The sequence below is a fragment of the Ruegeria sp. H7 genome (genome assembly GCF_056532945.1).
The window spans coordinates 875,978-902,970 of the sequence record NZ_JBQFNZ010000001.1 but is presented as its reverse complement, the minus strand read 5'-3'; the positions used below and the strand labels follow the sequence as shown (position 1 = coordinate 902,970).

The 26,993-nt window shown below is 60.4% G+C and carries 28 protein-coding genes; 17 read left to right on the top strand and 11 right to left on the bottom strand.

The annotated features are described in order from the left end of the window. Positions 1-63 precede the first annotated feature (63 nt). From ACR0AC_RS04300 to ACR0AC_RS04285, 4 genes are all read left to right on the top strand, one after another. Positions 64-1,479, top strand: a complete 1,416-nt coding sequence (locus ACR0AC_RS04300; RefSeq protein WP_480872065.1) for an aminotransferase class V-fold PLP-dependent enzyme — start codon at positions 64-66, stop codon at positions 1,477-1,479. A gap of 66 nt (positions 1,480-1,545) precedes the next feature. Further along, the gene (gene hisC, locus ACR0AC_RS04295; protein WP_480872063.1) at positions 1,546-2,631 is read left to right on the top strand and encodes a histidinol-phosphate transaminase; all 1,086 of its coding nucleotides are present in this window, start codon (positions 1,546-1,548) and stop codon (positions 2,629-2,631) included. Further along, positions 2,628-3,548 carry a prephenate/arogenate dehydrogenase family protein gene (locus ACR0AC_RS04290; protein WP_480872061.1) on the top strand — a complete coding sequence of 307 codons (921 nt, stop codon included), beginning with the start codon at positions 2,628-2,630 and terminating at the stop codon, positions 3,546-3,548. The genes hisC and ACR0AC_RS04290 overlap by 4 nt, the downstream gene beginning before the upstream one ends. Before the next feature lie 29 nt (positions 3,549-3,577). After that, positions 3,578-4,399, top strand: coding sequence for an extensin family protein (locus tag ACR0AC_RS04285; RefSeq protein WP_170453147.1), 822 nt, complete (start codon positions 3,578-3,580; stop codon positions 4,397-4,399). Here ACR0AC_RS04285 and ACR0AC_RS04280 read toward each other — a convergent pair. After that, positions 4,396-5,397 (bottom strand): DUF2125 domain-containing protein, encoded by a 1,002-nt coding sequence (locus tag ACR0AC_RS04280; protein WP_480872059.1) that lies wholly within the window; start codon positions 5,395-5,397, stop codon positions 4,396-4,398. The genes ACR0AC_RS04285 and ACR0AC_RS04280 overlap by 4 nt on opposite strands. A 67-nt stretch (positions 5,398-5,464) precedes the next feature. Between ACR0AC_RS04280 and ACR0AC_RS04275 the strand changes: the two genes are divergently transcribed. The 4 genes from ACR0AC_RS04275 to ACR0AC_RS04260 all read left to right on the top strand — a co-directional run bounded on the left by ACR0AC_RS04275 (position 5,465) and on the right by ACR0AC_RS04260 (position 9,689). Then, entirely contained in the window at positions 5,465-5,995 is a 531-nt protein-coding gene (locus ACR0AC_RS04275; protein ID WP_480872057.1) for a gamma-glutamylcyclotransferase, read from the top strand. A 69-nt stretch (positions 5,996-6,064) separates the two neighbouring features. Next, a complete protein-coding gene (locus ACR0AC_RS04270; RefSeq protein ID WP_480582663.1) occupies positions 6,065-7,243 on the top strand; it encodes a biopolymer transporter ExbB in 1,179 nt (392 codons plus the stop codon). 3 nt (positions 7,244-7,246) lie between these two features. Continuing rightward, on the top strand, positions 7,247-8,926 hold the full coding sequence (locus ACR0AC_RS04265) for a peptidoglycan -binding protein (protein WP_480872055.1): 1,680 nt from the start codon (positions 7,247-7,249) through the stop codon (positions 8,924-8,926). 106 nt (positions 8,927-9,032) lie between these two features. Beyond that, on the top strand, positions 9,033-9,689 hold the full coding sequence (locus ACR0AC_RS04260; protein WP_480626368.1) for a phosphotransferase: 657 nt from the start codon (positions 9,033-9,035) through the stop codon (positions 9,687-9,689). Positions 9,690-9,789: 100 nt separating this feature from the next. On the opposite strand, the gene clpA is transcribed toward ACR0AC_RS04260, so the two are convergent. Both clpA and gloB read right to left on the bottom strand, forming a co-directional pair. Beyond that, the gene (clpA, locus tag ACR0AC_RS04255) at positions 9,790-12,114 is read right to left on the bottom strand and encodes an ATP-dependent Clp protease ATP-binding subunit ClpA (protein ID WP_170452709.1); all 2,325 of its coding nucleotides are present in this window, start codon (positions 12,112-12,114) and stop codon (positions 9,790-9,792) included. Positions 12,115-12,288: 174 nt separating this feature from the next. Beyond that, on the bottom strand, positions 12,289-13,056 hold the full coding sequence (gloB, locus tag ACR0AC_RS04250) for a hydroxyacylglutathione hydrolase (protein ID WP_480872053.1): 768 nt from the start codon (positions 13,054-13,056) through the stop codon (positions 12,289-12,291). 61 nt (positions 13,057-13,117) lie between these two features. On the opposite strand from gloB, the gene ACR0AC_RS04245 reads away from it, so the two are divergent. The 7 genes from ACR0AC_RS04245 to ACR0AC_RS04215 all read left to right on the top strand — a co-directional run bounded on the left by ACR0AC_RS04245 (position 13,118) and on the right by ACR0AC_RS04215 (position 19,488). Further along, positions 13,118-13,852, top strand: coding sequence for a methyltransferase domain-containing protein (locus tag ACR0AC_RS04245; RefSeq protein ID WP_170452706.1), 735 nt, complete (start codon positions 13,118-13,120; stop codon positions 13,850-13,852). A 311-nt stretch (positions 13,853-14,163) separates the two neighbouring features. Continuing rightward, positions 14,164-14,724 (top strand): F0F1 ATP synthase subunit delta, encoded by a 561-nt coding sequence (locus tag ACR0AC_RS04240; protein WP_170452705.1) that lies wholly within the window; start codon positions 14,164-14,166, stop codon positions 14,722-14,724. After that, positions 14,725-16,263 (top strand): F0F1 ATP synthase subunit alpha, encoded by a 1,539-nt coding sequence (atpA, locus tag ACR0AC_RS04235; RefSeq protein ID WP_152459013.1) that lies wholly within the window; start codon positions 14,725-14,727, stop codon positions 16,261-16,263. A 15-nt stretch (positions 16,264-16,278) separates the two neighbouring features. Further along, positions 16,279-17,157, top strand: a complete 879-nt coding sequence (locus tag ACR0AC_RS04230) for a F0F1 ATP synthase subunit gamma (RefSeq protein ID WP_480780161.1) — start codon at positions 16,279-16,281, stop codon at positions 17,155-17,157. A gap of 18 nt (positions 17,158-17,175) precedes the next feature. Further along, positions 17,176-18,600, top strand: coding sequence for a F0F1 ATP synthase subunit beta (atpD, locus tag ACR0AC_RS04225; RefSeq protein ID WP_170452703.1), 1,425 nt, complete (start codon positions 17,176-17,178; stop codon positions 18,598-18,600). Positions 18,601-18,612: 12 nt separating this feature from the next. Then, entirely contained in the window at positions 18,613-19,023 is a 411-nt protein-coding gene (locus ACR0AC_RS04220) for a F0F1 ATP synthase subunit epsilon (RefSeq protein WP_050604827.1), read from the top strand. Between the two features lie 114 nt (positions 19,024-19,137). Beyond that, positions 19,138-19,488, top strand: a complete 351-nt coding sequence (locus ACR0AC_RS04215) for an H-type lectin domain-containing protein (RefSeq protein ID WP_170452701.1) — start codon at positions 19,138-19,140, stop codon at positions 19,486-19,488. A 17-nt stretch (positions 19,489-19,505) separates the two neighbouring features. Here the strand turns inward: ACR0AC_RS04215 and rpiB are convergent, their stop codons facing one another. Together rpiB and ACR0AC_RS04205 are read right to left on the bottom strand one after the other, a co-directional pair. Next, positions 19,506-19,955 (bottom strand): ribose 5-phosphate isomerase B, encoded by a 450-nt coding sequence (gene rpiB, locus ACR0AC_RS04210; protein WP_170452700.1) that lies wholly within the window; start codon positions 19,953-19,955, stop codon positions 19,506-19,508. 5 nt (positions 19,956-19,960) lie between these two features. Beyond that, on the bottom strand, positions 19,961-20,980 hold the full coding sequence (locus ACR0AC_RS04205) for a ribose-phosphate pyrophosphokinase (RefSeq protein WP_170452698.1): 1,020 nt from the start codon (positions 20,978-20,980) through the stop codon (positions 19,961-19,963). 107 nt (positions 20,981-21,087) lie between these two features. On the opposite strand from ACR0AC_RS04205, the gene ACR0AC_RS04200 reads away from it, so the two are divergent. Both ACR0AC_RS04200 and ACR0AC_RS04195 read left to right on the top strand, forming a co-directional pair. Further along, positions 21,088-21,690 carry a DsbA family protein gene (locus tag ACR0AC_RS04200; protein WP_480872050.1) on the top strand — a complete coding sequence of 201 codons (603 nt, stop codon included), beginning with the start codon at positions 21,088-21,090 and terminating at the stop codon, positions 21,688-21,690. A gap of 62 nt (positions 21,691-21,752) precedes the next feature. Further along, on the top strand, positions 21,753-22,523 hold the full coding sequence (locus ACR0AC_RS04195) for an alpha/beta fold hydrolase (protein WP_480626364.1): 771 nt from the start codon (positions 21,753-21,755) through the stop codon (positions 22,521-22,523). On the opposite strand, the gene ACR0AC_RS04190 is transcribed toward ACR0AC_RS04195, so the two are convergent. The 6 genes from ACR0AC_RS04190 to ACR0AC_RS04165 form a co-directional block, all read right to left on the bottom strand. Then, entirely contained in the window at positions 22,510-23,544 is a 1,035-nt protein-coding gene (locus tag ACR0AC_RS04190; protein WP_480626363.1) for a threonine aldolase family protein, read from the bottom strand. The genes ACR0AC_RS04195 and ACR0AC_RS04190 overlap by 14 nt on opposite strands. Continuing rightward, entirely contained in the window at positions 23,544-24,017 is a 474-nt protein-coding gene (locus ACR0AC_RS04185) for a YcgN family cysteine cluster protein (protein ID WP_480872047.1), read from the bottom strand. The genes ACR0AC_RS04190 and ACR0AC_RS04185 overlap by 1 nt, the downstream gene beginning before the upstream one ends. After that, the gene (locus ACR0AC_RS04180; protein WP_480872045.1) at positions 24,014-24,946 is read right to left on the bottom strand and encodes a bifunctional riboflavin kinase/FAD synthetase; all 933 of its coding nucleotides are present in this window, start codon (positions 24,944-24,946) and stop codon (positions 24,014-24,016) included. The genes ACR0AC_RS04185 and ACR0AC_RS04180 overlap by 4 nt, the downstream gene beginning before the upstream one ends. 9 nt (positions 24,947-24,955) lie before the next feature. Next, on the bottom strand, positions 24,956-25,237 hold the full coding sequence (locus tag ACR0AC_RS04175) for a Stf0 family sulfotransferase (RefSeq protein ID WP_480872220.1): 282 nt from the start codon (positions 25,235-25,237) through the stop codon (positions 24,956-24,958). 141 nt (positions 25,238-25,378) lie between these two features. Next, positions 25,379-25,822 carry a MaoC family dehydratase gene (locus ACR0AC_RS04170; RefSeq protein ID WP_170452686.1) on the bottom strand — a complete coding sequence of 148 codons (444 nt, stop codon included), beginning with the start codon at positions 25,820-25,822 and terminating at the stop codon, positions 25,379-25,381. A 101-nt stretch (positions 25,823-25,923) separates the two neighbouring features. Beyond that, the gene (locus tag ACR0AC_RS04165; RefSeq protein ID WP_170521684.1) at positions 25,924-26,799 is read right to left on the bottom strand and encodes a TIGR01459 family HAD-type hydrolase; all 876 of its coding nucleotides are present in this window, start codon (positions 26,797-26,799) and stop codon (positions 25,924-25,926) included. Between the last annotated feature and the right edge of the window lie 194 nt (positions 26,800-26,993).

Sequence of the window (26,993 nt, the reverse complement as noted above, 5' to 3'; positions counted from 1 at the left end):
AGATTGGTGACGCTTACTCGCTTTTGCTCAATCACATTGGTATCACAGTAAGGAGCCGGTGTAATGACCTTGTCCAAGTTTCGCGCAGAAATCCAATCCACCACTCGCAATTCCAAGCTGCGCGATGGGCTGATCGGAGAGAACGTTCTGATTCCGGGTCTGCACGGGGACGTACCGCTGGTTTATGCGGATTACGTCGCCTCGGGCCGCGCATTGCGGCAGGTTGAGGATTTTGTGGCCGAGCATGTTCTGCCGTTCTATGCCAACAGCCATACCGAGGCCTCTTTCTGTGGGTCTTACATGACGCGGCTCCGCCATGAGGCGCGTGCTGAAATTGCCCGCATTGTTGGTGCGAGGGGAGACGACGCGGTGATCTTTGCCGGGTCCGGAGCCACTGCGGGTTTGAACCGGCTGGTCAGCCTTCTTGGAGTGGAGGAGGCCGACCGGCCGGTTGTTTTAATCGGGCCGTATGAGCATCACTCGAACATCCTGCCGTGGCGTGAAAGCAAGGCATTGGTGGTTGAGATTCCCGAAGCCGCGGATGGCGGGGTTGATATGGGTGCGCTGGAAAGCGCTTTGCTGCGCCATGCGGATGCGGATCTTGTGATCGGATCGTTCTCGGCGGCATCCAATGTGACGGGGATTATCACGGATCCCGATCCGGTCACGCGGTTGCTGAAGCGCCACGGGGCGATGGCGGTTTGGGATTATGCCGGTGGCGGGCCGTATCTGCCCATGGATATGGGGCCAGAGGATGCGCGCAAGGATGCGATCGTGGTCTCTCCGCACAAGTTTCCGGGTGGGCCGGGCGCGTCGGGTGTGCTGATCGTGAACGGGCAGGCGGTGCAGCGCACCAGCCCCAGCTGGCCCGGTGGCGGGACGGTCAGTTTCGTCTCACCCTGGCGGCATGACTACAGCGCCGATCTCGCCACGCGCGAAGAGGCGGGAACGCCGAATGTGATCGGGGATATCCGTGCCGCGCTGGCCTTTGTCGTCAAGGACGTGGTGGGAACCGATGAAATTGCGCGGCGCGAGGCGTTGTATAACCGTATGGCACTGGACGGCTGGCAGGACAATCCAAATCTGACTTTGCTTGGGACGGGGTCTGAGCATCGTCTACCGATCTACTCGTTCCTTGTGCGGGATAATGCGGGGCGGCCGGTGCACCAGCAGCTGTTCACGCGTATGCTGAGCGACATTTACGGTATTCAGGCCCGTGGCGGCTGCGCCTGTGCAGGGCCCTATGCGCACCGGCTGCTGGGCATCGACCGGGCGACGTCAGACGAATTGCACGCAGCGCTGTCTGCGGGTGATGAAATGAAAAAACCCGGTTGGGTGCGGCTGAACTTCTCGTATCTGATGAGCGAGGAAACGGTTCAGTTCATCATCGACAGCGTCAATGACCTGTCCCGCCGGACTGCGGAATTCGCGCCCTATTACAACGCCGACCCGGCAACCGCGCGCTTCAAAGCCGCATGAGGGAATTGCCGCTTTTCTCAACCTCTTGAGACAGGTATGAGAGGCTCCAATCAACGGAGCCTCTCAATGACCAAGATCACCCCGCAACCCGGCATCATGGACATCGCGCTGTATCAGGGCGGCCAGTCGCATGTGGCCGGGGTCGAGCATGTGATCAAGCTGAGTTCCAACGAAAACCCGTTTGGACCCAGCCCCAAGGCGATTGAAGCTGTGCGCGATAGCTCCGCGACCTTGCATCGTTATCCCAGCACCGATCATGCCAGTCTGCGCTTTGCTATTGGCGCGCGGCACGGGCTGGACCCGGCGCGGATCATCTGTGGTGTCGGGAGTGATGAGGTTCTGCAATTCATCGCTCAGGCCTATGCGGGGCCGGGGGATGAGGTGATCTATACCGAACACGGGTTCTCGATGTACCCGATCATTGCGCGTATGGCCGGGGCGACGCCGGTTATGGTGCCGGAACGCGACCGCCATGTGGATGTCGATAACATATTGGCCGCAGTGACCGGGCAGACGCGGATTGTGTTTGTGACGAACCCGGGCAATCCGACCTCGACCATGATCCCCGAGGCCGAGCTGGAGCGTTTGGCCAGCGCACTGCCCGAAACCTGTCTGATGGTTATCGATGGGGCCTATGCCGAGTTTGTCGATGGGTTCGATGGCGGCGCCGGGCTGGTGGACGCCCATGAGAATGTGATCATGACCCGGACCTTTTCAAAGGTTTACGGTCTTGGCGGCATGCGCGTGGGGTGGGGCTATGCTCATCAGCCGATCATCGATGTGCTGAACCGGGTGCGCCAACCCTTCAACCTGTCTCTGACGGCTCTGGCTGCGGCAGAGGCGGCGGTGAATGATGTCGAGTTCCTGACCTTCTGTCAGGCCGAGAATGCGCGGCTTCGGGTTTGGCTGGCAGATGAACTGGCCAAGGTCGGCGTACCCTCGGACCCGTCCTGCACCAATTTCATTCTTGCGCGCTTTGCGGATCAAGCCGAAGCCGAGGCTTGTGACGACTACCTCAAAACGCAGGGTTTGATTGTACGCCGCGTTGCAGGCTACAACCTGCCCAACGCGCTGCGGATCACCGTCGGCGATGAAGAGGCCTGCCGCCGCGTGGTTGCGGCCGTCACTGCGTTCAAAGGGGGCGCTGCATGAGCCAGATATACGACCGTGTGGCGCTGATCGGGTTGGGCCTGATCGCCTCATCCATGTTCTGGGCGATCAAACGCGCCGGGCTTGCGGGTGAGGTGACGGGCTATGCGCGCTCGGAGGCCACGCGGGAAACGGCCCGCCGGATCGGGTTGTGCGACCGCGTGTGTGACACCGCGCAAGAGGCGGTCGAAGGGGCCGATCTGGTCGTGCTGTGTGTTCCGGTTGGGGCTATGGGCGCAGTTGCCCAAGATATCGCGCCGGTTCTGAAGCCGGGCGCGACGGTGACGGATGTGGGCTCCGTCAAGCGCCACGTCATTCAGGCGGTGTCGCCGCATATTCCCGAAGGCGTGCATTTCATCCCCGCCCACCCGCTGGCCGGGACCGAGCATTCCGGCCCGGAAGCGGGGTTTGCGGAGCTTTACGACAACCGTTGGTGCTTGCTGGTGCCGGTCGAGGGCTCGGACCCCGATGCCATCGCGCATTTGCGGGCCTTATGGGAAGGCATGGGGTCCAACGTTGATGAGATGGACGCTGATCACCACGATCTGGTGCTGGCCGTGACGTCCCATGCGCCACATCTGATCGCTTATACGATGGTGGGTGTGGCAGATGATCTGCGTCGGGTGACGGATAGTGAGGTTATCAAATACTCGGCGGCGGGTTTCCGGGATTTCACCCGGATTGCCGCATCCGACCCGACCATGTGGCGTGATGTTTTTCTAACCAACAAGGATGCAACGCTGGAAATCCTTGGGCGCTTCACCGAGGAACTGTTTGCCCTGCAACGCGCCATCCGCACCGGGGACGGGGATCATCTGTTCGACTATTTCACCCGCACACGTGCGATCCGGCGCGGGATTATCGATGCGGGTCAGGACACGGACGCGCCGGACTTTGGCCGGGGAAAGGTCAGTTCGTGACACGTGTCCGGGGGCATATCCTGTTCTGTATGGCGGCGCTTTGGGCCGTTGCCGCGCAGGCAAAGCCCCCGGAACAGTCATTGTTTCCCGTTGCGCGTCCCAATAGCACTTCGAACAGCGTCGAATTGGTCGCGGCCTCCAGCCGCGCGGCAACCCCGCTGAGCATCCCCAAAATGCGCCCCGAATTGCGCCCCGTGTCACCGCAGGTTACTGCAGCCGCCGCGCGCCCGTCGGATTTGCCGTTGCTGGGCCCGGATACATCCCTGATGCCTTACCTGCGGCCCGAGTCGCTGGAGCAAGCCATTCTGTTCAAGCGACGTAAGCTGCGCAAAGGCTCGGTTTGTGGGGATATTGCGATTCAGGGCAAACCCGTCGGGCGCGTGAGCAGCAAGGTCAGTGCCTGCGGGATCAAGGATGCGGTGCAGATTACCTCGGTGTCGGGCGTTGCGCTCAGCCGTCCATCAACGATGGATTGCGGAACGGCGATTGCGTTGAACAAGTGGGTGGATAAATCGGTCAAGCCCACGTTCAAGCGGCGCGGACCGGTGGTGCAGTTGCAGGTCGCTGCCCATTATGCCTGCCGGACGCGGAACAATCGCAAAGGCGCGCGTATCTCTGAACATGGCAAAGGCCGCGCCATCGACATTTCGGGTTTCGTTATGGCGGATGGTGAGGTTGTCACCGTCTATGATGGCTGGCGCAAGAACCCTTCGCAGAAACAACTTAAAAAGGTCTGGCGCGGGGCGTGCGGGCCTTTTGGAACGGTTCTGGGGCCGAATTCTGACCGGTACCACCGTGATCACTTCCATCTGGACACGGCGCGCTATCGCCGTGGTCCCTTCTGCCGTTAACGCAGGATCAGGCGTGGGGCCGGGCCCAAGGGCAGGGGCCCCAGCGCCACAAACCCGTCGCGGAAATTCAGTTGCAGATCCAGCGCATTCGGGTTGCCGCCCAGCCCCGCCAGAAAGTTGAGCGCACGGGTGACCGGATCGACCGCCTGATCGGGCAGGGCCCCCGCCGCGTTTGCCATCGCAATCATGTCGCGCCAGTTCTCGGCCTTGATGGCGATTTCGCCGGTTGGAATGCCTTGGGCATCCACGTCCAGCTCACCTGCGGCAAATAACCGAAGCTCTCCCCATTTGATCTCGGCCAGGTTCAGGTCAATGGCCACGGGCTGAGGGCGGCTTTCTTCCAGCGCGGTCCGGTCCCACGGCTTGTCGAATGTGGTTACCATGTCCAGTTCCAGCGTTTCGAACCGCTGCGGCAGCGAGGTGGCGGACTGCATCAGAGCCCGCAGATCGTCCCCCGGGGCGAACCCTTCGATCTGCGCCGTGATTGCATAGGCTTCGGGGGTCGCCGTCTGCTCCATCACAAGGCCAAGGGTGTCGCCGCCGGCCAGCGCCTCGCCGTCTTCCGAGATCAGCCAGGGCCCGGCGGTCAGCGCCATCTTCTCAAGCACCAGCGCGACACCGGGTTGCAGTTGTAACTGGGCCTGAAGCTCCTGCGCCTCAATGGTTGCGGTCTGGTCGAAATAGGACAGGCGCTGGGGTGTGTCGGCAAAGCGCAGAATCTGCCGCCCCGGCCAGATCGCGGGGCTTTGGAATTCGATCCAGTCCGCGCTCCACGCGGTTCCGGTGGCAGGATCGGCCAGGGCCGGGCTGTTCAGCCGCGTGATGTGATGCGCAGGAAATCCCGCTGTTTCGACATCCGAAAACTCGGCCTGCCACCCGCGGGATTGCTGGGCGTCAAACCAGCTGGTGATCGCATTGCGCAGGCCATATCCGGCGATGAACCAATAGGCGCTCCATGCGATGGCTGCAAAAATGAACACTCGTATCAGACGGCGCATGAGCTTCGGCCCTTTTTCCTGCCTCGGAATTGATGTTTATAGGTCGAAACAGGCAAGGACCAGTGCAATGACAATGTGGGTTTTCGGATATGGATCGCTGCTGTGGAACCCCGGTTTCCCCGTGGCCCGAAGCGAGCTTGCGACGCTGCACGGATATGCGCGGTCCTTCTGCATGAGCTCGATCCACCATCGCGGCACAGAAGAGAAACCCGGCCTTGTTCTGGCATTGGACGAGCAACCCGATGCCCACTGCAAGGGGCTGGCGCTGGCCGTTGAGGCCGGGCATGAGGACCGCACCCTGCACGAATTGCGCGAGCGTGAGCTGATCTCATCCGCTTACGTGGAACGGATGCTGGACGTGCATCTGGACAATGGCGAGGTCGTCACTGCCGTGACCTATGTGATTGACGAAGGCCACGTGCAGTATTGCGGGGGCATCCCGCTGGAAGAACAGGCCCAGATCATCGCCCATGCGGTTGGCGGGCGCGGTCCGAACACCGAGTATCTGTACAACACTGCCGAACATCTGGCCGAGATCGGGTTGCATGATCCCGATCTTGAGTGGTTGGCGCAACGGGTGCGCAGCATCACCTCATAAACCCTTGGCGTCGTCGGCGTAATTTCGCTAGATTCGGGCCAGAGCAGATAAAAACCGGGAACCACGCGCATGGCGCAGGCACATCAGGGCGCGAGACCCCACTTCTCGCATCCGACACGTCAAATCCTTTTGATGTTGCTGGCGATTGGCCTGTCGGGGCTGGGCGTATTTCTGGCACTGCCTTACGTTCTGCCGGTCTTCTTCGCCAACCCGTACCTGAACGGCTTCATTCTGCTGGTGTTCATCATCGGCGTTTTCGCCTGTTTCTATCAGGTTCTGCAACTGATCGGCTCGGTTCGGTGGATCGAGGCCTTTGTGGGCGGCGTGGTGCGCGAAGATGCCCGGACCCCTCAGTTGCTGGCCCCATTGGCCTCGCTGCTGCGGGAACGTGGCGCGCGGTCGCAGATCAGTTCGACCTCGACGCGGTCCATTCTGGATTCGGTGGCCGAGCGGGTCGAAGAAGAGCGTGAGATCACGCGCTATATCACCAACGTTCTGATCTATCTGGGTCTGTTGGGCACGTTCTTCGGCCTCGCCACCACGGTCCCCGCCATCGTCGACACCATCCGCAGCCTGAACCCGCAAGAAGGTGAGGAAGGTCTTGCTGTTTTCAACCGCCTGATGACCGGGCTTGAGGCGCAGTTGCAGGGCATGGGCGTGGCCTTTGGATCGTCGCTTTTGGGTCTGGCCGGATCGCTAATCGTCGGCTTGCTAGAGGTGTTTGCGGGCCACGGCCAGAATCGGTTTTACCGCGAACTTGAGGAATGGTTGTCGTCGATCACCCGCGTCGGTTTTGCCTCGGGCGAGGAAGGCGGGGCAGAGATTGCCGTGCTGACCCCGGTTCTGGATGCCATGTCGGAACAGATGGACGCGCTGCAAACCTTGTTTGTGGCGCAGGAAACCGACCGCGCCGACGTGTCGAACAAGCTGGGGCAACTGGTCGATGCCATCGGACAAATGAACCAGCGTCAGGCGGATAACGAAGGCATTACAGCAGCGCTGGAACGTGTGGCCTTGGGGCAGGACGCCTTGCTGGATCACATGCGCGATCACGGCGCAGGCGACGGCATCGACGCCGAAAGCCGGATGCGTCTGCGGTCCATGGACGTGCAACTGCTGCGCATCCTCGAAGAGATTTCGGCTGGCCGTCAGGAAAGCATGAACGAATTCCGCAAGGACATCGAGTTGCTGGTCAAGGCCATGACCCTGCCACGCGGCGCCGTGCGCACGACGCCCGAAGGAGAGTAACCCATGGCCCTGTCCCGTCGCACCGGTCAACGGTTCCAGGGCTCGGTCTGGCCCGGATTCGTGGATGCGATGACGGGTCTTCTGATGGTGCTGACCTTTGTGCTGACCATCTTCATGGTGGTGCAGTTCGTGCTGCGCGAGACGATCTCGGGGCAGGAGGATGAACTGACCGCCCTGTCGGACGAGGTCGCGGCGCTGGCCGGTGCGCTGGGGTTGGAAGAGCGTGAAAACAGCCGCTTGCAGGCCCGGCTGGGGGCCTTGAATGCCACCCTGACACAGGCCGAGGACGATCTGGCGCAGGCGCAGACCCGCATTACGGATTTTGAGGCTCAGGTCGCAACGTTGCTGGCCGATCAGGCGCGCGCGCAGGACGACATTGCCGCTTTGGAAACACAGCGTGCGGACCTGTTGGGTGAACGGGACGCTTTGGATCAGGCATTGGCCCAAAGCCGCGCGGAAATCGACGCGCAGGCCGAGGCCGCTCGCCTTGCCGCTGCCCGGCGCGAGGCGCTGGAAGCACTGGTGGCCGATCTGGAACAAAGCGGCGAGGAGCGCGCGGCGCAGATCGCGGAATTGCAGGAGCAGCTTAGCGATGAAGAGGCCGCACGGCTTGCCGAAGCCGCCGCAGCGGAAAACCTGCGCAACCGCTTACAGAATGCCGATGCCGAACTGACCGCCATGACTTTGGCGCTTGAGGCGCAGCGGAAAGAGGCCGAGGACACGCTTACCTTGTTGGCCGCCGCGCAAGCGGCCCGTGCCGAGTTGGAGCGCCAGTTCGGTGAATTGAACAACGAAGACCTGCAAGCCCAGTTGCAGGCCGCCCTGGATGCGCAGACACAGGCGGAAACCGATGCCAATGCGCAAAGAACGCTGGCGGAACAGCGCGCGGCGCTATTGGATGTCGCGCGTGAAACACTCTCTGCAGAGCAGGCGATTTCGGCGAAGGCTCAGCGCGAGGCCGCTTTGCTGAACCAGCAGATTGCGGCCCTGCGGGGGCAGTTGGGGTCCCTACAGGCGTTGCTGGATGACTATGAAGAACGCAACGCCGCTGCTGATATCCAGATTCAGACTTTGGGCCAGGACCTGAACGCAGCGCTTGCACGGGCCGCGTCCGAGGAACGCCGCCGCCGCTTGTTGGAAGAGGCCGAACGTCAGCGGCTTGAAGCCGAGGCCGAGGCTCTGGCCGGGCAGAATCAGGAACTGACTGCACAGGCCGAGGACCTGCAACGCTATCGGTCCGAGTTTTTCGGCAGGTTGCGCGATGTTCTGGGCGATCAGGAAGGTGTCCGGATCGAGGGCGACCGGTTCGTGTTCTCATCCGAGGTGCTGTTTGACACAGGTTCAGCAGAATTGTCCGCCGAAGGCCGGCAGGAGGTCGCAAAGGTCGCCGCGATCCTGCGCACCGTTGCCGCCGAAATCCCCGAGGGCCTGAATTGGGTGATCCGGGTCGATGGCCATACCGACAATGTGCCCCTGGCCGGGTCCGGGCGGTATCGCGACAATTGGGAACTGAGCCAGGGTCGCGCCTTGTCGGTCGTGCGCTACATGGTCGATGCGCTGGGCATCCCGCCGAACCGTCTGGCAGCCAACGGGTTTGGTGAGTTCCAGCCCGTCAATCCAGCCGACACCCCCGAAGCCCGCGCGCAAAACCGACGGATCGAGTTGAAACTGACCGAGCGGTAAGGCGTCAACTTTGGATTAAATCGTTCTGCCCGGCGGGAATTTCGCCTCTGGATCCGATGAAACACGGCACTTCGCTTCCTATATTATTTCAAGAGGTTGAGAGGGGATGTGTTTGAAAGGCAGGGTGACAAGTCTGGCTAATGCGGTCGATGAGGCTCTGCTTGCGTCCCATCAGCGCGTGGCCCTGTGTCAGACCAGGCAAGGCGACAAGTTCTGGCTGAAACGTGTCGAACGGTTTGCCCCCCACCTCTGGCTTGTCAAAGGAAATCCCGAACAGGCTTTTGAACGGGATCGGTCTTCTCATCGCAATCTTTGGAACCTTGGTGCGCCTGTCCCCAGAATCCTGGCCGAAGGATGCGGTTACATAGCGGTTGAGGATGCGGGTCGCAGCCTGACCAAGTTTTGCACCGAAAGGTCCATTACGGTTGCGGAAAAGCTCAGGGCGTGCCGGGCTGCTGGGCGCGCGCTGGCGCGTCTTCACGCGATGGGATTGGCGCATGGACGTCCCGCTTTTCGGGATATGTGCTGGGACGGTCGTCAGCTTCGTTTTATCGATTTTGAGTATTTTGTGCCCACAAAAGCGGGCAGGCTGCGCAAGGCGCGCGATCTGAGTATCGCTGTCCTATCTGCCTTTTCTCAGGGTGTAGATGGGCCGCGTTATGCGGTCAGTTTGGCGCTTGCATATCGGGAAGCGCGGGGCAGAGAGCCACTGGTTTTGCCCGTGCCATGCCACGTGACCAGTTTCCGCTCACGCAACCGGTGACTTGGTTGGGTACTGCCCAGTATGTTCTCATCGCGAGAATGCTATGAAACGAAAAAACCCGCCAAAGACTGGCGGGTTTTCTCATTCGTATTTTCACCGATCAGTCGGCAGTCAGCAACGGCGGCTTATCACCCGGAATGCGGCGTTGATCGGGGCCTAGGATTTCAAGATCCAACTCGCCCTTCTTGACCGAGACGCGCACCACGCCGCCCTTGGCCAGTTTGCCGAACAGCAATTCCTCGGCCAAAGGTTTCTTGATGTGCTCCTGAATGACACGGCCCAGCGGACGCGCGCCCATCTTGTCGTCATAGCCCTTGTCGGCCAGCCACGCGGCGGCTTTGGGGGTCAGGTCGATGGTCACGCCGCGATCCAGCAATTGCGCCTCAAGCTGCAGGACGAATTTCTCGACCACTTGCAGGATGACCTCTTTCGGCAACGGCGCGAAGGAAATCACGGCGTCCAGACGGTTGCGGAATTCCGGCGTGAACATGCGTTCGATTGCGGCGGTATCCTCGCCCTCGCGGCGGTCGCGGGCAAAGCCGATGGCGGCCTTGGCCTGTTCCTGCGCGCCCGCGTTCGAGGTCATGATCAGCACCACGTTGCGGAAATTCACCGTACGACCGTTATGGTCGGTCAACTCGCCATGGTCCATCACCTGCAACAAGATGTTGAACACATCCGGGTGGGCCTTTTCGATCTCGTCCAGCAGCAGCACGCAATGCGGATGCTGATCGACACCGTCGGTCAGCAGACCGCCCTGATCGAACCCGACATAGCCCGGAGGGGCACCGATCAGACGGGAAACCGCGTGTTTCTCCATGTATTCCGACATGTCAAAGCGCAGCAATTCCACGCCCAGATTGTCGGCCAGCTGTTTCGCCACCTCGGTCTTGCCCACACCGGTCGGACCGGCGAACAGGTAGTTGCCGATTGGCTTTTCAGGTTCACGCAGACCGGCACGGGCCAGTTTGATGGCGCTGGCAAGCGCCTCGATGGCCAGGTCCTGTCCGAACACCACGCGTTTCAACGAGGCTTCGAGGTCTTTCAGAACCGCCGCATCATCCTTGGTGACATTCTTCGGCGGGATGCGGGCGATCTTGGCGACGACCGCTTCGATCTCTTTCACACCGATGGTCTTGCGACGCTTGCTTTCGGCGACCAGATGCTGCGCGGCACCGGCTTCGTCGATCACGTCGATGGCCTTGTCCGGCAACTTGCGGTCGTTGATATAGCGCGCCGACAGTTCGACGGCCGTCTTGATGGCATCTGCGGTATATTTGATCTCGTGATGTTCTTCGAAATAGGGTTTCAGACCGCGCAGAATCTTCACGCTGTCCTCTACCGAAGGCTCATTCACGTCGATCTTCTGGAACCGGCGGCTCAGCGCGCGGTCCTTTTCGAAATGTTGACGGAATTCCTTGTAAGTGGTCGAGCCCATGGTGCGCAGCTTGCCGCCCTGCAAGGCAGGTTTCAGCAGGTTCGAGGCATCCATCGCCCCGCCTGATGTGGCACCGGCACCGATTACGGTATGAATCTCGTCGATGAACAGAACCGCGTCGGGGTGATCTTCCAATTCGGTCACAACCGCCTTGAGCCGTTCCTCGAAATCCCCACGGTAGCGGGTTCCGGCCAGCAACGCGCCCATATCCAGCGAGTAGATGGTGGTGTTGGACAACACATCCGGGGCCTCGCCGCCCACGATCTTGTGGGCCAGACCCTCGGCAATGGCGGTTTTGCCGACGCCCGGATCCCCCACCAGCAGCGGGTTGTTTTTGCGGCGACGGCACAGCACCTGAATGCAGCGTTCGACCTCATCCGCGCGGCCGATCAGCGGGTCCACGTCTCCGGCCCGCGATTTCGCGTTCAGATCGACGCAGTATTTGCCCAGAGCGCTTTCTTTCTGCTCACCATCGCCAGCGCTGGACTGCACCTCTTCCTCGACCTGATCCGCGCCCGAGACCGAGCGGCTTTCGCCATAGGCAGGGTCCTTGGCAACGCCGTGGGCGATGAAATTCACCGCGTCGTAACGGGTCATGTCCTGTTCTTGCAGGAAATAGGCCGCATTGCTTTCGCGTTCGGCAAAAATGGCGACCAGCACATTGGCCCCGGTCACCTCGGTCCGGCCCGAGCTTTGAACATGGATCGCGGCGCGCTGGATAACACGTTGGAAGGCGGCAGTGGGCACTGCTTCGGACCCATCGATGTCAGTGACCAGATTAGACAGGTCTTCGTCGATAAATTCGACCAAGGTGCTGCGCAATTCGTCCAGATCGACGCTGCAGGCCTTCATGACCCGAATGGCATCGGGTTCTTCCAGCAGCGCCAGCAGCAGATGCTCCAACGTTGCAAATTCGTGTCGCCGTTCATTCGCAGCTGCAAGGGCCGCGTGGATGGCTTGTTCCAATGTGCTCGAGAATGAAGGCACGCGGGTGCTCCTCTGTCTTGGGTCAGAAGGGGGCGGGCTTTCGGCCGGAACCCCATCCCAACCATGTCCTCATACTATTAGAGTTTGGTTGATCGACGCCCGGCTTCAAGGGTTTTCTTTCACTTGACAGTCACATTTGTTGTGACCGTGTCCGTGAAGAGGGGCAAATAGGCATCAAAACCGGTCTTTTCTACCCCTGATCTCGGCAAAAACAGCGGCTGGGTCAGACCCCACCATGCCAAGATGCGCCTGAATCGCGGGATCAGAGGCCCGCAGGAATGGATTTGTTGCTTTCTCAAGGGCCAAAGTTGACGGAACTGTCGGTTCTCCGGCTGTGCGGGCGCGTTTGGTCTCCGCAACGCGTTGTTGCAAGGCGGCGTTATCGGGATCGACCGTGACGGCAAACTTGGCGTTCGACAGGGTATATTCATGGCCCGAACACACCAGAGTATCGTCGGGCAGCGCCGCCAGCTTGCTGAGCGAGGCCCACATCTGATCCGGCGTGCCTTCGAACAGGCGACCACAACCCAGGGCCATCAGGCTGTCTGCGGTAAAGACCACGGCGCTTTGGGGCAGATAAAATGCGATATGACCAACCGTATGGCCCGAAACGTCCAGCACCTCGACCGGCTCTCCTCCGATCTCAAAGCCGTTGCCTTCGGACACTTGCAGGTCCAGCGGGGGCAGGCGATGGGCGTCTGCAGCGGCCCCGATCACCTTGGCCGGATGCTTTTCCAGGATGCCGGGCAGGCCATCGACGTGATCCCAGTGATGATGGGTCAGCAACACATGGCTCAGGCTCCAGCCGCGGCGGTCCAGTTCGGCCAGAATCGGCCCCGGTTCGGGCGCATCGACCAGGGCCGTCTGGCCGGTTGCGGCATCATGCGCCAGAAATGCGTAATTATCGCTGAGACATGGGATGGTTACGATCTCAAGAGGCATGGCCTTTTGCCCTTTCATTGCTAGACTGCGCCCAGCTAAGCCGATTGACCGGGTATCCGCAATGCATCTTGATGTGCAGGATCTGAGGAACTTTTACTACCGCAGCACGCTGGGCCGTGCGGCGCAGGCGGCGATCCGTGGGCGGCTTGTCGATCTGTGGCCCGAAGCCAAGGGCCAAACGGTTGCGGGCTTTGGGTTCGCGGTGCCTTTGCTGCGCCCCTATCTGGCCGATGCGCGCCGCGTGATCGGCCTTATGCCCGGTCCGCAGGGCGTGATGCCCTGGCCTGCCGGCATGCCCAATGTTTCGGTCCTGACCGAAGAGACGCTGTGGCCCATCGAAACCGGTCATGTCGACAAACTGGTGGTCATGCACGGGCTGGAAACCTCGGAACGCCCGAGCCAGTTGCTGGACGAATGCTGGAGGGTTCTGGGGCCGGGTGGCAAGGCCCTGTTCGTCGTACCGAACCGGGCCGGGTTGTGGTCCCGAACCGATCGCACGCCTTTTGGCTTTGGGCGTCCGTATTCGGCGACACAGTTGGAAAACCAGTTGAAGGCGCATCATTTCAAGCGTGAAAACCATTGCTCGGCGCTTTATCTGCCGCCGTCATTCCGGCGCTTCTGGCTGAAATCCGGCAGTCTGATCGAAAAGACGGGCCAGCGGATCCCGACAGTCATGGCCGGTGGCGTTCTGATGGTCGAGGTCAGCAAACGTATCCGCCCACCCAGCGGCAGTGTAACGAAAGATACCGCAAAACGGCCGATCAAGGCGCTGGACGGGCTGCTCAAGCCCGCGTAACCGCGAAACCTGCGGGGCGTTTTTGCCGCCCGAAATCGATGAAAATCGGCCACAGGAATCGCAAAAACCTACAGTTTGGTAACATTTTTATCTCAAGCCAGCCGGTCAAAAGGGTCGCACTTTGCGTAAGTGTATGAAATTCAACGTTTTGTGGATAAGGCGCTAGCCGTGATAATATATTGCTAGCTTGGTTCGGCTCTGCTACATCCCCGGTGATTTTGATCCCCGCCCTTTATGGACGGGGTTTCTTCACGCCCCCGGGGTAGCTGCCGCAACGCGAATTCGGGGCCCAAAATATCGGAAGGGTGGACGTGTCCGAACCAGCTTCGATTTCCACAGGCATCGCCGAGCGCTATGCCACCGCGATTTTCGAGATCGCGAAAGAGAATAATGACCTCGCAGGTCTGGAAACCGGCATCAATGATCTGGCAGCAGCACTGGGCGACAGCGCCGAATTGCGCGACCTGATCGCCTCGCCTCTGGTTTCCCGCGCCGAGCAAGAAGGCGCAATCACCGCAATCGCCGCGAAAATGGGTCTGAACACCATTCTGGGCAACACGCTGGGCCTGATGGCGCAGAAACGCCGCCTGTTCGTGGTGCCGCAGCTGGTGCAGGTTCTGCGCGACATGCTGGCGGATGAGCGTGGCGAAGTGACCGCCGATGTCGCCTCGGCCAAGGCGCTGACCAAGACACAACTGGAAAAACTGTCCAAGACGCTGTCCGAGCGTGTGGGCAAGACCGTGACAATCAATGCGACCGTGGATGAAAGCCTCATCGGCGGTCTTGTCGTTAAAGTGGGCTCGAAAATGATCGACAGTTCGATCCGTTCGAAGCTGAACTCCCTACAGAATGCAATGAAAGAGGTCGGATAAATGGGAATCCAAGCTGCAGAGATTTCTGCAATCCTGAAGGACCAGATCAAGAATTTTGGTCAGGAAGCCGAAGTGGCCGAGATCGGCCGCGTGCTGAGCGTCGGTGACGGGATTGCCCGTGTATACGGCCTGGACAATGTGCAAGCCGGTGAGATGGTCGAATTCCCCGGTGGCATCATGGGCATGGCGCTGAACCTGGAAAGCGACAACGTGGGTGTCGTTATCTTCGGGTCCGACCGTGACATCAAAGAAGGTGACACCGTCAAGCGCACCAACTCGATCGTGGACGTTCCGATCGGTGACGAACTGCTGGGCCGTGTTGTTGACGGTCTGGGCAACCCGCTGGACGGCAAAGGCCCGATCAACGCGACCAAGCGTGGCGTTGCAGACGTCAAAGCCCCCGGCATCATCCCGCGTAAATCGGTGCACGAGCCGATGGCAACCGGCCTGAAATCGGTTGACGCGATGATCCCGATCGGCCGTGGCCAGCGTGAGCTGATCATTGGTGACCGTCAGACCGGCAAAACCGCCGTTGCTCTGGACGCGATCCTGAACCAGAAAACCTACAACGACGCAGCAGGCGACGACGAGTCGAAGAAACTGTACTGCGTATACGTCGCCATCGGTCAAAAGCGTTCGACCGTTGCGCAGCTGGTGAAGAAGCTGGAAGAATCCGGCGCGATTGAATACTCGATCGTTGTGGCCGCAACCGCGTCCGACCCGGCGCCGATGCAGTTCCTGGCACCATATGCCGCGACCGCGATGGCCGAATACTTCCGTGACAACGGCCGCCACGCGCTGATCATCTATGATGACCTGTCGAAGCAGGCTGTGTCCTATCGTCAGATGTCGCTGCTGCTGCGCCGCCCGCCGGGCCGTGAAGCCTATCCGGGCGACGTTTTCTACCTCCACTCGCGCCTGCTGGAGCGTTCGGCGAAGCTGAACGAAGATTTCGGCGCAGGCTCGCTGACCGCTCTGCCGGTTATCGAAACTCAGGGCGGTGACGTATCAGCCTTTATTCCGACCAACGTGATCTCGATCACCGACGGTCAGATCTTCCTGGAAACCGAACTGTTCTACCAGGGCATCCGTCCTGCCGTGAACACCGGTCTGTCGGTTTCGCGTGTGGGCTCGTCGGCTCAGACCAACTCGATGAAGTCGGTCGCCGGTCCGGTTAAGCTGGAACTGGCTCAGTACCGCGAAATGGCTGCGTTTGCGCAGTTTGGTTCCGACCTCGACGCCGCGACCCAGCAGCTGCTGAACCGTGGTGCGCGTCTGACCGAGCTGATGAAACAGCCGCAGTACTCGCCGCTGACCAACGCTGAAATCGTCTGCGTGATCTTCGCCGGTACCAACGGTTACCTCGACAAGATCGACGTGTCCGATGTTGGCCGTTACGAAGCTGGCCTGCTGGCGCACCTGCGTGGCAAGCACGCGGATCTGCTTCAGTGGATCACGGACGAAGATCCCAAGATCAAGGGTGACGCTTCCGACAAGATCAAGGCTGCGCTGGACGAATACGCCGCAACCTTCGCTTAAGGGAGAGGCGGGCATATGCCAAATCTTAAGGACCTTAAAAACAGGATCGAGTCGGTCAAATCGACCCGCAAGATCACCAAGGCCATGCAGATGGTCGCGGCTGCAAAACTGCGCCGCGCCCAGGAATCTGCCGAAGCCTCGCGCCCCTATGCCGAACGGTTCAATGCCGTGATGGCGGGGCTGGCGGCGTCGGTCGGGGGCAGCGACAGCGCCCCCAAGCTGCTCCGGGGTACGGGCAGCGATGATGTCCATCTGCTGGTTGTCATGACAGCTGAACGCGGCCTGTGCGGCGGCTTCAACTCGAACATCGCCAAGCTGGCCCGCCAAAAGGCGGACGAGCTGCGTGCCAAAGGCAAGACGGTCAAGGTTCTGACCGTCGGCAAGAAAGGCCGCGACGCGCTCAAGCGTGATTTTGGCGATCTGTTCGTTGGACATATCGACCTGAGCGAGGTCAAGCGTCTGGGTTACACCAACGCGCAGGACATCGCCAAGGATATCCTGTCCCGCTTTGACGGGGGTGAGTTCGATGTTGCCACGATCTTCTACTCGAAGTTCGTCAACGTTGTGACGCAGATCCCGTCGGCACAGCAGATCATCCCCGCCTCGTTCGAGGACGAAGCGGCAGGTGACGACAGCGGTGCCGTGTTCGATTACGAGCCCAGCGAAGAGGCCATTCTGGCCGACCTGCTGCCCAAGGGGGTTGCCACCGCGATCTTCTCGGCCTTGCTCGAAAACGGAGCGTCTGAACAGGGTGCACGGATGTCCGCGATGGACAACGCGACACGCAACGCGGGTGAGATGATCGACAAGCTGACGATCCAGTTCAACCGCTCGCGTCAGGCCGTGATCACCAACGAGCTGATTGAAATTATTTCCGGCGCCGAAGCGCTGTAAGAAAACCGGAGACGAAACATGGCGAATGCAAAAGGCAAAGTCACACAGATCATCGGGGCCGTCGTTGACGTGCAGTTCGATGATGCGCTGCCTGAAATTCTGAACGCGCTGGAAACCACCAACAATGGCAAGCGCCTGGTGTTGGAAGTTGCTCAGCACCTGGGTGAAAACACTGTCCGCACCATTGCGATGGACGCGACCGAAGGTCTGGTCCGCGGCGAAGCGGTTACCGACACCGGCGCGCCGATCTCGGTTCCGGTTGGTAACGCCACCCTGGGCCGCATCCTGAACGTTGTCGGCGAGCCGATCGACGAAAAGGGCGAGGTTGTCGCAACCGAGACCCGCGCGATCCACCAACCCGCACCCGAGTTTGACGAACAGTCGACCGAGTCGGAAATCCTGGTCACCGGTATCAAGGTTGTTGACCTGCTGGCCCCCTACGCCAAAGGCGGTAAAATCGGCCTGTTCGGCGGCGCGGGCGTTGGCAAAACCGTTCTGATCATGGAACTGATCAACAACATCGCAAAAGTGCACTCGGGCTTTTCGGTGTTCGCGGGTGTTGGTGAACGGACCCGTGAAGGCAACGACCTGTATCACGAGATGATCGAATCGAACGTTATTAAACCTGACAACCTGTCGGAATCGCAGGTTGCCCTGGTATACGGTCAGATGAACGAACCTCCGGGAGCACGTGCGCGTGTTGCTCTGACCGGTCTGACCCTGGCCGAGCAGTTCCGCGACCAGTCCGGGACCGACGTTCTGTTCTTCGTCGACAACATCTTCCGCTTCACGCAGGCGGGTTCCGAGGTTTCGGCTCTGCTGGGTCGTATTCCTTCGGCTGTGGGCTATCAGCCGACACTGGCCACCGACATGGGCGCGCTGCAGGAACGCATCACCTCGACCAAGTCGGGCTCGATCACCTCGGTGCAGGCCATTTACGTGCCTGCGGACGACCTTACCGACCCTGCGCCTGCGACCTCGTTTGCGCACCTCGACGCGACCACCGTTCTGAACCGTGCGATCTCGGAAAAGGGTATCTACCCGGCGGTTGACCCGCTCGACTCGACCTCGCGTCTGCTTGACCCGGCGATTGTTGGTGAAGAGCACTACAAGGTTGCGACCGACGTTCAGCAGATCCTCCAGCGCTACAAGTCGCTGCAGGACATCATCGCCATCCTCGGCATGGACGAACTGTCGGAAGAGGATAAACTGACCGTGGCCCGTGCCCGTAAGATCGAACGCTTCCTGTCGCAGCCGTTCGACGTGGCCGAGGTTTTCACCGGTTCGCCGGGCGTTCAGGTTCCTCTGGATGTCACCATCTCGTCGTTCAAGGCCGTTGTGGCTGGCGAATACGATCACCTGCCCGAAGCGGCCTTCCTGATGGTTGGCGGCATCGAAGAAGTGATCGCCAAAGCCGAGAAGATGGCAGCAGAAGCCGCCTAAGGAGTATCCCTGATGGCAAACACGATGCAATTCGACCTCGTCAGCCCCGAGCGGAGCCTCGCTTCGCTCAGCGCTACCGCGGTCCAGATTCCCGGCGCGGACGGGGACATGACGGCGATGCCCGATCATGCCCCCACCATCACCACGCTGCGCCCCGGTCTGCTGAAGGTTGAGGCACCCGAAGGGTCCAGCGAATACCTGGTCACCGGCGGGTTTGCCCAGATCAACGGCGACAGCCTTTCGGTTCTGGCCGAAAAAGCGATCCCGGTGGCCGAAGTGACCCGCGCACATCTGGACGAGCTGATCGAAGACGCCCGCGCCTCGCACGAGGCGGCCAAGGGTGGTGACGACCAGACCATCGTCGATGATGCCGCCAAGTTGCTGGCCGACATGGAAGCGCTTGGAACGCATATGAGCCTGTAACAGGCATCACAGCTGAAAATTTGAACGGCCTCGCACCTGCGGGGCCGTTTTTTTGTCGTGCTTTTGCCGAAAAGCCGGGATAAGTTGCGGGAATTCAAGAATAATGATGACAGAATGAAGAAATTTCTTACCCATCCCATCGGCATCGATCAGGGCGAAGAGGTGCTGTTTTCCGAATTCGCCGAAGGCGGCGATATGTGGACCGGCGAAGGCCCGCGCGAACGTCGGGCTCAGATTCGATTCAGCGAAGCCTTTCGGTCGATCCCGGTTGTACAGGTGGGCATTTCGCTGTGGGACGTGGACACGTCTTCGGCATTACGGGCAGAGGTGAAGGCGCAGGATGTGACGCCCCAGGGGTTCACGGCTGTATTCCGCACCTGGTCGGATACCCGTATCGCCCGCATCCGGGTTGCATGGACGGCTATTGGTGAAGTCGCCCACGCAGATGATTGGAATATCTCCTGATCGGAGCAGGGCGCGGATTAGCTGTCCTGCGCCTCGATCATGTCCACCCGTGTCGCGTGGCGGCCGCCTTCGAACTCGGCGGACAGAAACGCGTCCACGATGTCCAGAGCCTGACCTTCGCCGACGACGCGCGCACCGATGGACAGCATGTTGGCATTGTTGTGCTGGCGGATCATCCGGGCCGAGAAGGCGTCAGAGCACACGCCGCAACGGATGCCGGGGACCTTGTTCGCCGCCATCATGATCCCTTGCCCGGTGCCGCAAAGGATGATGCCCAGCTGACAGTCACCCGACGCCACAGCTTGCGCTGCGGCTTTGCCGTGTTTGGGGTAATGCGTGCTTTCCCGGGTCGTCGGGCCAATATCGACCACCTCCCAGCCTTGCTGGGCGATGTGGTTGGCCACGGCCTGACGCAGATCGATCGCTGCGTGGTCGCTGGACAGGACAATACGTTTGTTGGCAGTCATCACATTCAGTCCATCTGGTACATGGATTCGTAGATCGGTGTCAGCGTTTTGTCTTCGAACAGAGATGAAACGCTGGTGCCGTTCCAGATGTTCAGGATGGCCTGAGTGAAGATCGGTGCGGTCGGCACGATGCGGATATTCTTGGCCTTCAGGATCTCTTTGGTTGGCTGGATCGTATCCGTCAGGACCAGAGATTTCATGACCGAATTGGTCACACGCTCGACCGCGGGGCCGCTCATGACGCCATGGGTGATGTAGGAATGAACCTCTTTCGCGCCGTTATCCAGCAGGACCTGAGCCGCCTTGCACAGCGTTCCGGCGGTGTCGCACATATCGTCCACAATCAAGCAGATTTTGTCTTTGACGTCACCGATCACGGTCATTTCAGCCACTTCACCCGCTTTTTCCCGGCGTTTATCGACAATCGACAGCGGGGCGTTGATGCGCTTGGCCAACTCGCGGGCGCGGGCCACGCCGCCGACATCGGGCGAGACCACCATGATTTCGTCCAGATTGTCCTTGAACTGATGCTTCACATCCAGCGCAAAGATCGGCGAGGCGTAAAGGTTGTCTACCGGGATATCAAAGAACCCCTGAATCTGGGCTGCGTGCAGGTCCATGGTCAGAACCCGCTCGATCCCTGCACCGGTCAGCATGTTTGCGACAAGCTTGGCGCTGATTGGCGTGCGGGCCTTGGTGCGGCGGTCCTGACGGGCGTAGCCGAAATAGGGGATCACGGCGGTGATCCGCTGGGCCGACGACCGGCGCAGCGCGTCGGCGATGATCAGCAGTTCCATCAGGTTGTCATTGGCCGGGTTCGAGGTCGGCTGGATGATGAACATATCCTCGCCCCGTACGTTCTCGAAGACTTCGACGAAGATCTCGCCGTCATTGAACCGCTCGACCCGCGCATCGACCAGACCCTGGTCAACGCCGCGATACAGGCTCATGCGGCGAGCGATGGTTTCGGCAAGCGGAAGGTTTGCGTTCCCAGCAATAAGCTTGGGTTCGTGGAGTGTCGGCATTGGCTGAGATCCCCGGGCAGCGTTGGCAATGTGACAGATTCGTGATGTTGACACCGCTTAGCATGGCCTTACCGTCCCGCAAAGATAACGCTGCGGAGAAAGTGCACATGACCCAGATTGACTACTTTTTTGCGACAATTTCGCCCTACACCTATCTGGCCGGTTCCCGGCTGGAAGAGATCGCGGCGAAGCACGGCGCGACGATCAATTACAAACCGCTGGATATCATGGCCTTGTTCGCGCGCACCGGGGGAACGCCGCCAAAAGACCGCCATATCTCGCGCACCGAATACCGCGCGCAGGAGTTGCTGCGGCAATCCAGGGATCTGGGGATGGAGTTCAATCTGCAGCCCACACACTGGCCGACCAATATGGCCCCGTCGTCCTATGCGGTGATCGCCGCGATCAAGGATGGCTCGGGCGATGTGGGCAAGCTGTGCCAGTCCATCCTGCGCGCCTGCTGGGCCGAGGAAAAGGATGTGGCACAGGATGATGTGATCCGCGACTGTCTGTCGAATGCCGGGTTTGACCCCGATCTGGCCAATAGTGGCTTGCTGGTCGGGGCCGAGACCTATGCCGCCAATCTGGAAGAGGCCGTGGATCGCGGCGTGTTTGGCGCGCCGTTCTACCTCACGCCCGATGGCCAGCGGTTCTGGGGTCAGGACCGGCTGGACGATCTGGATCGGCATCTGGCAGGGATGAACGGGTGACAGCCTTGGCTGCAGCGTCACACGCGGCCTTCGTCCGGCATTTGGGGAAGGGGGAGCGCAAATTGCTCGCCCTTCACTGCACCATTGCGCATTCCGGCGCGTGGTCCGGTTTGGCCAAGGTTCTGGAGGGCAGCGCGTCTCTGATCGCCCCGGATATGCCGTCGCACGGGCGCAGTCCGGATTGGGACGGGCAGAGCGATTTCTTCGATGCGGTGGCTGGGCAGGCGACGCAGGAGTTGACCGAACCCATGGATCTGATCGGTCATTCCTTTGGGGCGATCGCCGCGCTGCGGCTGGCAATGGTAAACCCGCAATACGTGCGCAGCCTGACCCTGATCGAACCCGTATTCTTTGCCGTGGCAAAACAGGATGCGCCCCAATTGTTCGACCAGCACATCCACGCGTCCCAACCGATCAATGCAGCCTTCGCGGCGGGCGATACAGCTTTGGCCGCACGGCTGTTCAACCGGATGTGGAGCACCGGCATCAGCCCGAAATGGCCTGACCTGCCCGAGCGAACTCGGGCCAGCATGGTGCGGGGGATACATGTTGTTCCTGCCTCCCATCCCGTGCTGTACGAAGACCGTGCCGGGTTGCTGGACCCGGAGAACTGCAAACGCGTCACGATGCCGACCCTTTTGCTGAGCGGGTCTGAAACCGACCCGACACTGCCGGTGATCTGCGAAGGATTGCAGCACCGCCTGCCAAATGCGCGGCATAAGGTGGTGCGCGGCGCGGGGCATATGCTGCCCATCTCGCACCCCCATGAGACAGGCGCGCTGCTTCAGGAGTTCTGGAAAGCCAACCCCGCGACAGGCGTTACAGCAGGCTGAGGAACCGGTCGATTTCAGCCGCCCCAATCGACCAGTCGCAAACCAATCGGCAGGCGAGGTTTTCGTCGTCATCGTCCCCTTCAAGCTCGGCACCCCAGAGGTGATAGACCGCCCCGGCCTCGTGCAATTGCTTGTGCTTGGCGCGTGGGAATGAGGCAAAGATCATATTGGCCTGCGGCTCGTGCAGGAACGTGGCCCCCTTGGCGCGCAACCCGTTGGCCAGCAGAGCGCAGTTGTCGTTGGCCTGACGGGCCATTTTCAACCAAAGATCATCTTCCAGATAAGCCGCCATCTGGGCGGACAGGTAGCGATGTTTGGAAAACAGATGCGCCCCGCGTTTGCGGCGCAGCTCGAATTCCCAGGCTTTGCTTTCGTCAAAGAACACGACGGCCTCGACGCCCATCAGGCCGTTCTTCGTGCCACCAAAGCTGACCGCATCCACACCTGATTTCCAAGTCATATCCGCCGGGGAACAATTCAGCGCAACCAGAGCGTTGGTGAACCGCGCCCCGTCCAGATGGACGGGCAGGCCGTATTCCTTGGCCACGCGGCACAGGGCCTGCAACTCTTCCAACGAATAAACCGACCCGCGCTCGGTGACCTGCGTGATCGACACAGGCCCGCGCTGTGGCCCGTGCACCCCGCGCGTTTCTTCCCCAAGGATCGAGCCGCGCAACGCATCCGGGGTCATCTTGTCACCACCCGGCACCAGTGTCAGCTTCGCCCCGCTGTAAAACTCGGGCGCGTTGCACTCATCCTCGTGGATATGCGCGACCGGAGAACAGAAGACCGTTTCCCAGGGGTTGGACAGCGTCGCAAGGGCCAGCGAATTTGCCGCCGTCCCCGTCGCCACCAGATAAACCGCCGCGCCCGGTGCCTCGAAGATGCTGCGGATACGGTCGCGCACCTCGTTCATCATCGTGTCCGCGCCATAGGCCATCTGGTACCCCTGATTGGCCTCGGCCAGCTTGGCCATGACCTGCGGGTGAACCGGGCCGGAATTGTCAGACGCGAAATACATCAGGTTGGCTCCTCGATAATGTAATCTTCCCACTCTTCCATGGGGGTTTCGAACTCGGACACAGTACGCCCCTGAACCGAGACGCCCGCCGCGTGCACGCTGTCCGGCGTACCAGATATCAAAGGATGCCAGTCGTAAAGAGGTTTGCCTTCCCACAGCAATCGATACGCACAGGTTTGCGGCAGCCAATAGGCGTGGTCGTCGATATTGTCGGGAGTCATGACGATGCATTCGGGTACGAATTGGTGCCGGATGTCATATTGCGTGCAGCGGCAGCTTTCATCGTCCAGCAGGCGGCAGGCGACGCAGGTCAAGGCAACCTCGCCTGTGTCCTCATCCTCCAGCTTGTTCAGGCAACATTTGCCGCAGCCGTCGCACAGGGCCTCCCACTCGCGCTGGTTCATCTTGCGCAAGGGCTTGCGTTCCCAAAACCGGGCAGGCAGGCCCGCGCGTTCAATCGGATCGGTGGTCATAGAGCGGCCAGAATACCACGGGCCTTTTGGCAATCGGCATCCATCTGCGCGATCAGGCCGTCCAGCCCATCGAATGTCAGCTCTGGTCGCAGGAAGTCGATCAGACCGACGGACAGGGTCGAACCGTAAAGATCGCCGGAAAAATCGAACAGGAAGGTTTCGATATTGGGGGCTTCGCCATGGAACATGGGGCGCACACCGATCGAGGCCGCCCCGTGATAGCTGCCCTGATGCGGGCCGTCCAACACGTCGACCAGCACGGCATACACCCCGAATTTGGGCGGGTGCAGACCTTCGATGGACATGTTCGCGGTTGGAAAGCCCAACTCGCGCCCGCGCTGTTCGCCCCCGATCACCACACCTTCGATCCGGTGCCAGTGGCCCAGCATAGCGGCCGCATCGCGCGGACGCCCGTCGCTGAGCGCGGTGCGAATGGCGGTCGAGGAAACAACGTTTTCCGACCGCTCCATCAGTGGTGCAATGGTGACGCCAAATCCCATCTGCTCGCCAAAGCGGACCATATCCTGCGCGGTGCCGACACGACCTTTGCCAAAACAGAAATCGGCCCCCACAACGATATGGGACAGGCCCAGCCCATCGCAAATGACGTTTCTGGCGAACTCTTCCGGGGACAACCCGGCCAGTGCCGCATTGAACGGCAGTTCGTACAGCATCTTTACGCCCAACCTTTCCAACCGGTGCGCACGTGCATTGCCCCGCATCAACCGGAAGGGCGGCGCGTCCGGGGCGAAATACTCGCGCGGATGCGGCTCGAACGTCAAAACACCCAAAGGCGCATCAGGGGCGGCGCGGCGCGCCAGTTCAATCACCGACTGGTGCCCCAAATGAACGCCATCAAAATTCCCGATCGCCACACTGGCGCCACGGTCCTGAGGCTCGATGTACTGAAAATCCCGGATGATGTGCATATGGCTTGCCTAGCTGGACTGTAAGGCGGGTTCAAGCACCTGATTGGTCTTGCTTGCGCAGCGTTTCAGCCACGTATTGCCGAACCCAGTCCCTGTTCGTGGCGTCCCAGAGTTTGGCCGTCGGCGTTTCGACGCCCTACGCCAGACCCGGATCGAGACCCAGGGTTTGCAGCACCTCGACCAATCCGACAGGGATGGCGCGTTAAAACAGGATTCTGGCCGACCCGCGCACCCGGTTGCACGCAACAATCGACATAGCAGGGTGCTGCCGCTGCGGGGGCTGGTGCAGATGACGTAAGAATCGAAACGAGGCAGTGATCGACCTGTTGGCCTGACGGAATGTTACCTCTCCATGATCCAGTGTTCTGGCGCGCCAACAACAAAAAAGGCGCCATTCCGGGCGCCTTTGCTGTGACGTGATGTGATCAAGGCTCAGTCGAACTTGCGCGACGGGGCCAGAACCATAGCCTCACCAATCAGGACCTTCTTGCCGTCGACCGAGCAATGGCAATCCAGCTTGACGCGGCGTTTGGCAAAGTCGATGTCGATGACTTTCACCTCGGCATAGACCATGTCGCCGGGGCGCACGGGAGCCAGGAATTTCAGGGACTGACCCATGTATACGGTGCCATGGCCAGGCAGCTGCTCTCCGATCACGGCCGAGATCAGACCCGCCGTCAGCATCCCGTGGGCGATGCGCCCTTCAAAGATCGTGTCACGCGCATAATCGTCATCCAGATGCACCGGATTCCGGTCGGTCGAAACCTGCGCGAACATCTCGATATCCTCATCCGTCACCACTTTGCGCAGGTGGCGGGACATGCCCATCTCGATGTCTTCGATACAGATCGTTCCGCGTGGAAGATTGTCCAACATGTTGCCCTCACTCGAAGTTGGCCGTGAAAGAAAAATCCACCATCAGGCCTAGGTTGGCAACTTTATTACTTCGCAACTGCAGAAAATCAAGTCAAAAATGACTATCGCAAGCGACCGATTGTATATGTCGGGCTGATCTTTTCCCTTTGTATATAGTCAGTTAAGGATTCAGCGTGCGGATGGTGCGACGTTTTTGTTTCCGCTGCCGCCAATCCGCCCGAGATGAACAGGGTATCGATTCCCTCTCCCATCCCGCCAAGGATGTCGGTATGGGGGCCATCGCCAATGGCAAGGATGTCAGAGTCTGCAATATCTGCGCCCAATTCCTGAAGGCGGCGGCGGGCCAGATCGTAGATTGGCGGGTGGGGCTTGCCGAAATACAGGCTCTCGCCACCCATCTCGGTATAAAGCTTTGCCAGAGCCCCCGCGCACCACTCACGCACCTCGCCCCGGTCAACAACGATGTCGGGATTCGCACAGAGCAGCTTCATGCCCATCTGCTTGGCGTACAGGAAATCGGGCCGGTTCACATCGGGGTCCGCCATCGGATCGAAAGGTCCACAGCAGACGATGCCCTCAGCCTCTTTTAACGGGACACGTTCGATGTGGATGGGGTGGTGCAGCAGCTTCAGCGGCTCAAAGAACCCCGCATCGCGCTGCCATTCTCCCATGAAATACACCTTGTGCCCGACCGCGCCGCGAAACATGGCGGACCGGGCTGAATCTCCGCTGGTTGCGATCGTGTCATAGGCATCGGCGGGTACGTTGAACTGGGTCAGCTGCGATGCAACCCCGGCGCGCGGTTTGGGAGAGTTTGTTACCAGCACGACCAGCCCGCCAGCGGCGCGGTAGGCCTGCAACGCTGCCACCGCTTCGGGATAGGCGGTGATACCGTTGTGAACGCAGCCCCAGAGATCGACAAAAAGCGCCTTATATCGGTCGGAGATCTCGGTCAGAGAGGAGATAATCTGGGTCATTGGGTCTCTTTCGGCGATGAACTGCGGCTGCCAAGCCTATGGCAGAGCTTGACGGGTTTTGCCAGAGGGGGCTCTGCCCCCGCCGCCCGTGCCGGGCGTCTCCCCCGGGATATTTCGGGCCAGATGAAGCAAGGAATCCGTTCTTCATCTGGCCAAAAATATCCCGGAGCGCGAGGCAGAGCCTCGCAAAAAGA

Excerpts from the sequence above, each read along its gene's own strand:
- ACR0AC_RS04300 (WP_480872065.1), top strand. The coding sequence starts at position 64 with ATGACCTTGTCCAAGTTTCGCGCAGAAATCCAATCCACCACTCGCAAT.
- ACR0AC_RS04185 (WP_480872047.1), bottom strand. The coding sequence starts at position 24,017 with ATGACCACCGATCCGATTGAACGCGCGGGCCTGCCTGCCCGGTTTTGG.
- ACR0AC_RS04170 (WP_170452686.1), bottom strand. The coding sequence starts at position 25,822 with ATGTTGGACAATCTTCCACGCGGAACGATCTGTATCGAAGACATCGAG.
- ACR0AC_RS04215 (WP_170452701.1), top strand. The coding sequence starts at position 19,138 with ATGAAGAAATTTCTTACCCATCCCATCGGCATCGATCAGGGCGAAGAG.
- ACR0AC_RS04265 (WP_480872055.1), top strand. The coding sequence starts at position 7,247 with ATGGCCCTGTCCCGTCGCACCGGTCAACGGTTCCAGGGCTCGGTCTGG.
- ACR0AC_RS04200 (WP_480872050.1), top strand. The coding sequence starts at position 21,088 with ATGACCCAGATTGACTACTTTTTTGCGACAATTTCGCCCTACACCTAT.
- ACR0AC_RS04280 (WP_480872059.1), bottom strand. The coding sequence starts at position 5,397 with ATGCGCCGTCTGATACGAGTGTTCATTTTTGCAGCCATCGCATGGAGC.
- ACR0AC_RS04180 (WP_480872045.1), bottom strand. The coding sequence starts at position 24,946 with ATGCACATCATCCGGGATTTTCAGTACATCGAGCCTCAGGACCGTGGC.
- ACR0AC_RS04205 (WP_170452698.1), bottom strand. The coding sequence starts at position 20,980 with ATGCCGACACTCCACGAACCCAAGCTTATTGCTGGGAACGCAAACCTT.
- ACR0AC_RS04165 (WP_170521684.1), bottom strand. The coding sequence starts at position 26,799 with ATGACCCAGATTATCTCCTCTCTGACCGAGATCTCCGACCGATATAAG.
- ACR0AC_RS04285 (WP_170453147.1), top strand. The coding sequence starts at position 3,578 with ATGGCGGCGCTTTGGGCCGTTGCCGCGCAGGCAAAGCCCCCGGAACAG.
- atpA (WP_152459013.1), top strand. The coding sequence starts at position 14,725 with ATGGGAATCCAAGCTGCAGAGATTTCTGCAATCCTGAAGGACCAGATC.
- ACR0AC_RS04245 (WP_170452706.1), top strand. The coding sequence starts at position 13,118 with ATGCATCTTGATGTGCAGGATCTGAGGAACTTTTACTACCGCAGCACG.
- hisC (WP_480872063.1), top strand. The coding sequence starts at position 1,546 with ATGACCAAGATCACCCCGCAACCCGGCATCATGGACATCGCGCTGTAT.
- ACR0AC_RS04190 (WP_480626363.1), bottom strand. The coding sequence starts at position 23,544 with ATGTATTTCGCGTCTGACAATTCCGGCCCGGTTCACCCGCAGGTCATG.
- ACR0AC_RS04275 (WP_480872057.1), top strand. The coding sequence starts at position 5,465 with ATGACAATGTGGGTTTTCGGATATGGATCGCTGCTGTGGAACCCCGGT.
- ACR0AC_RS04230 (WP_480780161.1), top strand. The coding sequence starts at position 16,279 with ATGCCAAATCTTAAGGACCTTAAAAACAGGATCGAGTCGGTCAAATCG.
- ACR0AC_RS04220 (WP_050604827.1), top strand. The coding sequence starts at position 18,613 with ATGGCAAACACGATGCAATTCGACCTCGTCAGCCCCGAGCGGAGCCTC.
- rpiB (WP_170452700.1), bottom strand. The coding sequence starts at position 19,955 with ATGACTGCCAACAAACGTATTGTCCTGTCCAGCGACCACGCAGCGATC.
- ACR0AC_RS04260 (WP_480626368.1), top strand. The coding sequence starts at position 9,033 with ATGTGTTTGAAAGGCAGGGTGACAAGTCTGGCTAATGCGGTCGATGAG.
- ACR0AC_RS04270 (WP_480582663.1), top strand. The coding sequence starts at position 6,065 with ATGGCGCAGGCACATCAGGGCGCGAGACCCCACTTCTCGCATCCGACA.
- ACR0AC_RS04290 (WP_480872061.1), top strand. The coding sequence starts at position 2,628 with ATGAGCCAGATATACGACCGTGTGGCGCTGATCGGGTTGGGCCTGATC.
- atpD (WP_170452703.1), top strand. The coding sequence starts at position 17,176 with ATGGCGAATGCAAAAGGCAAAGTCACACAGATCATCGGGGCCGTCGTT.
- gloB (WP_480872053.1), bottom strand. The coding sequence starts at position 13,056 with ATGCCTCTTGAGATCGTAACCATCCCATGTCTCAGCGATAATTACGCA.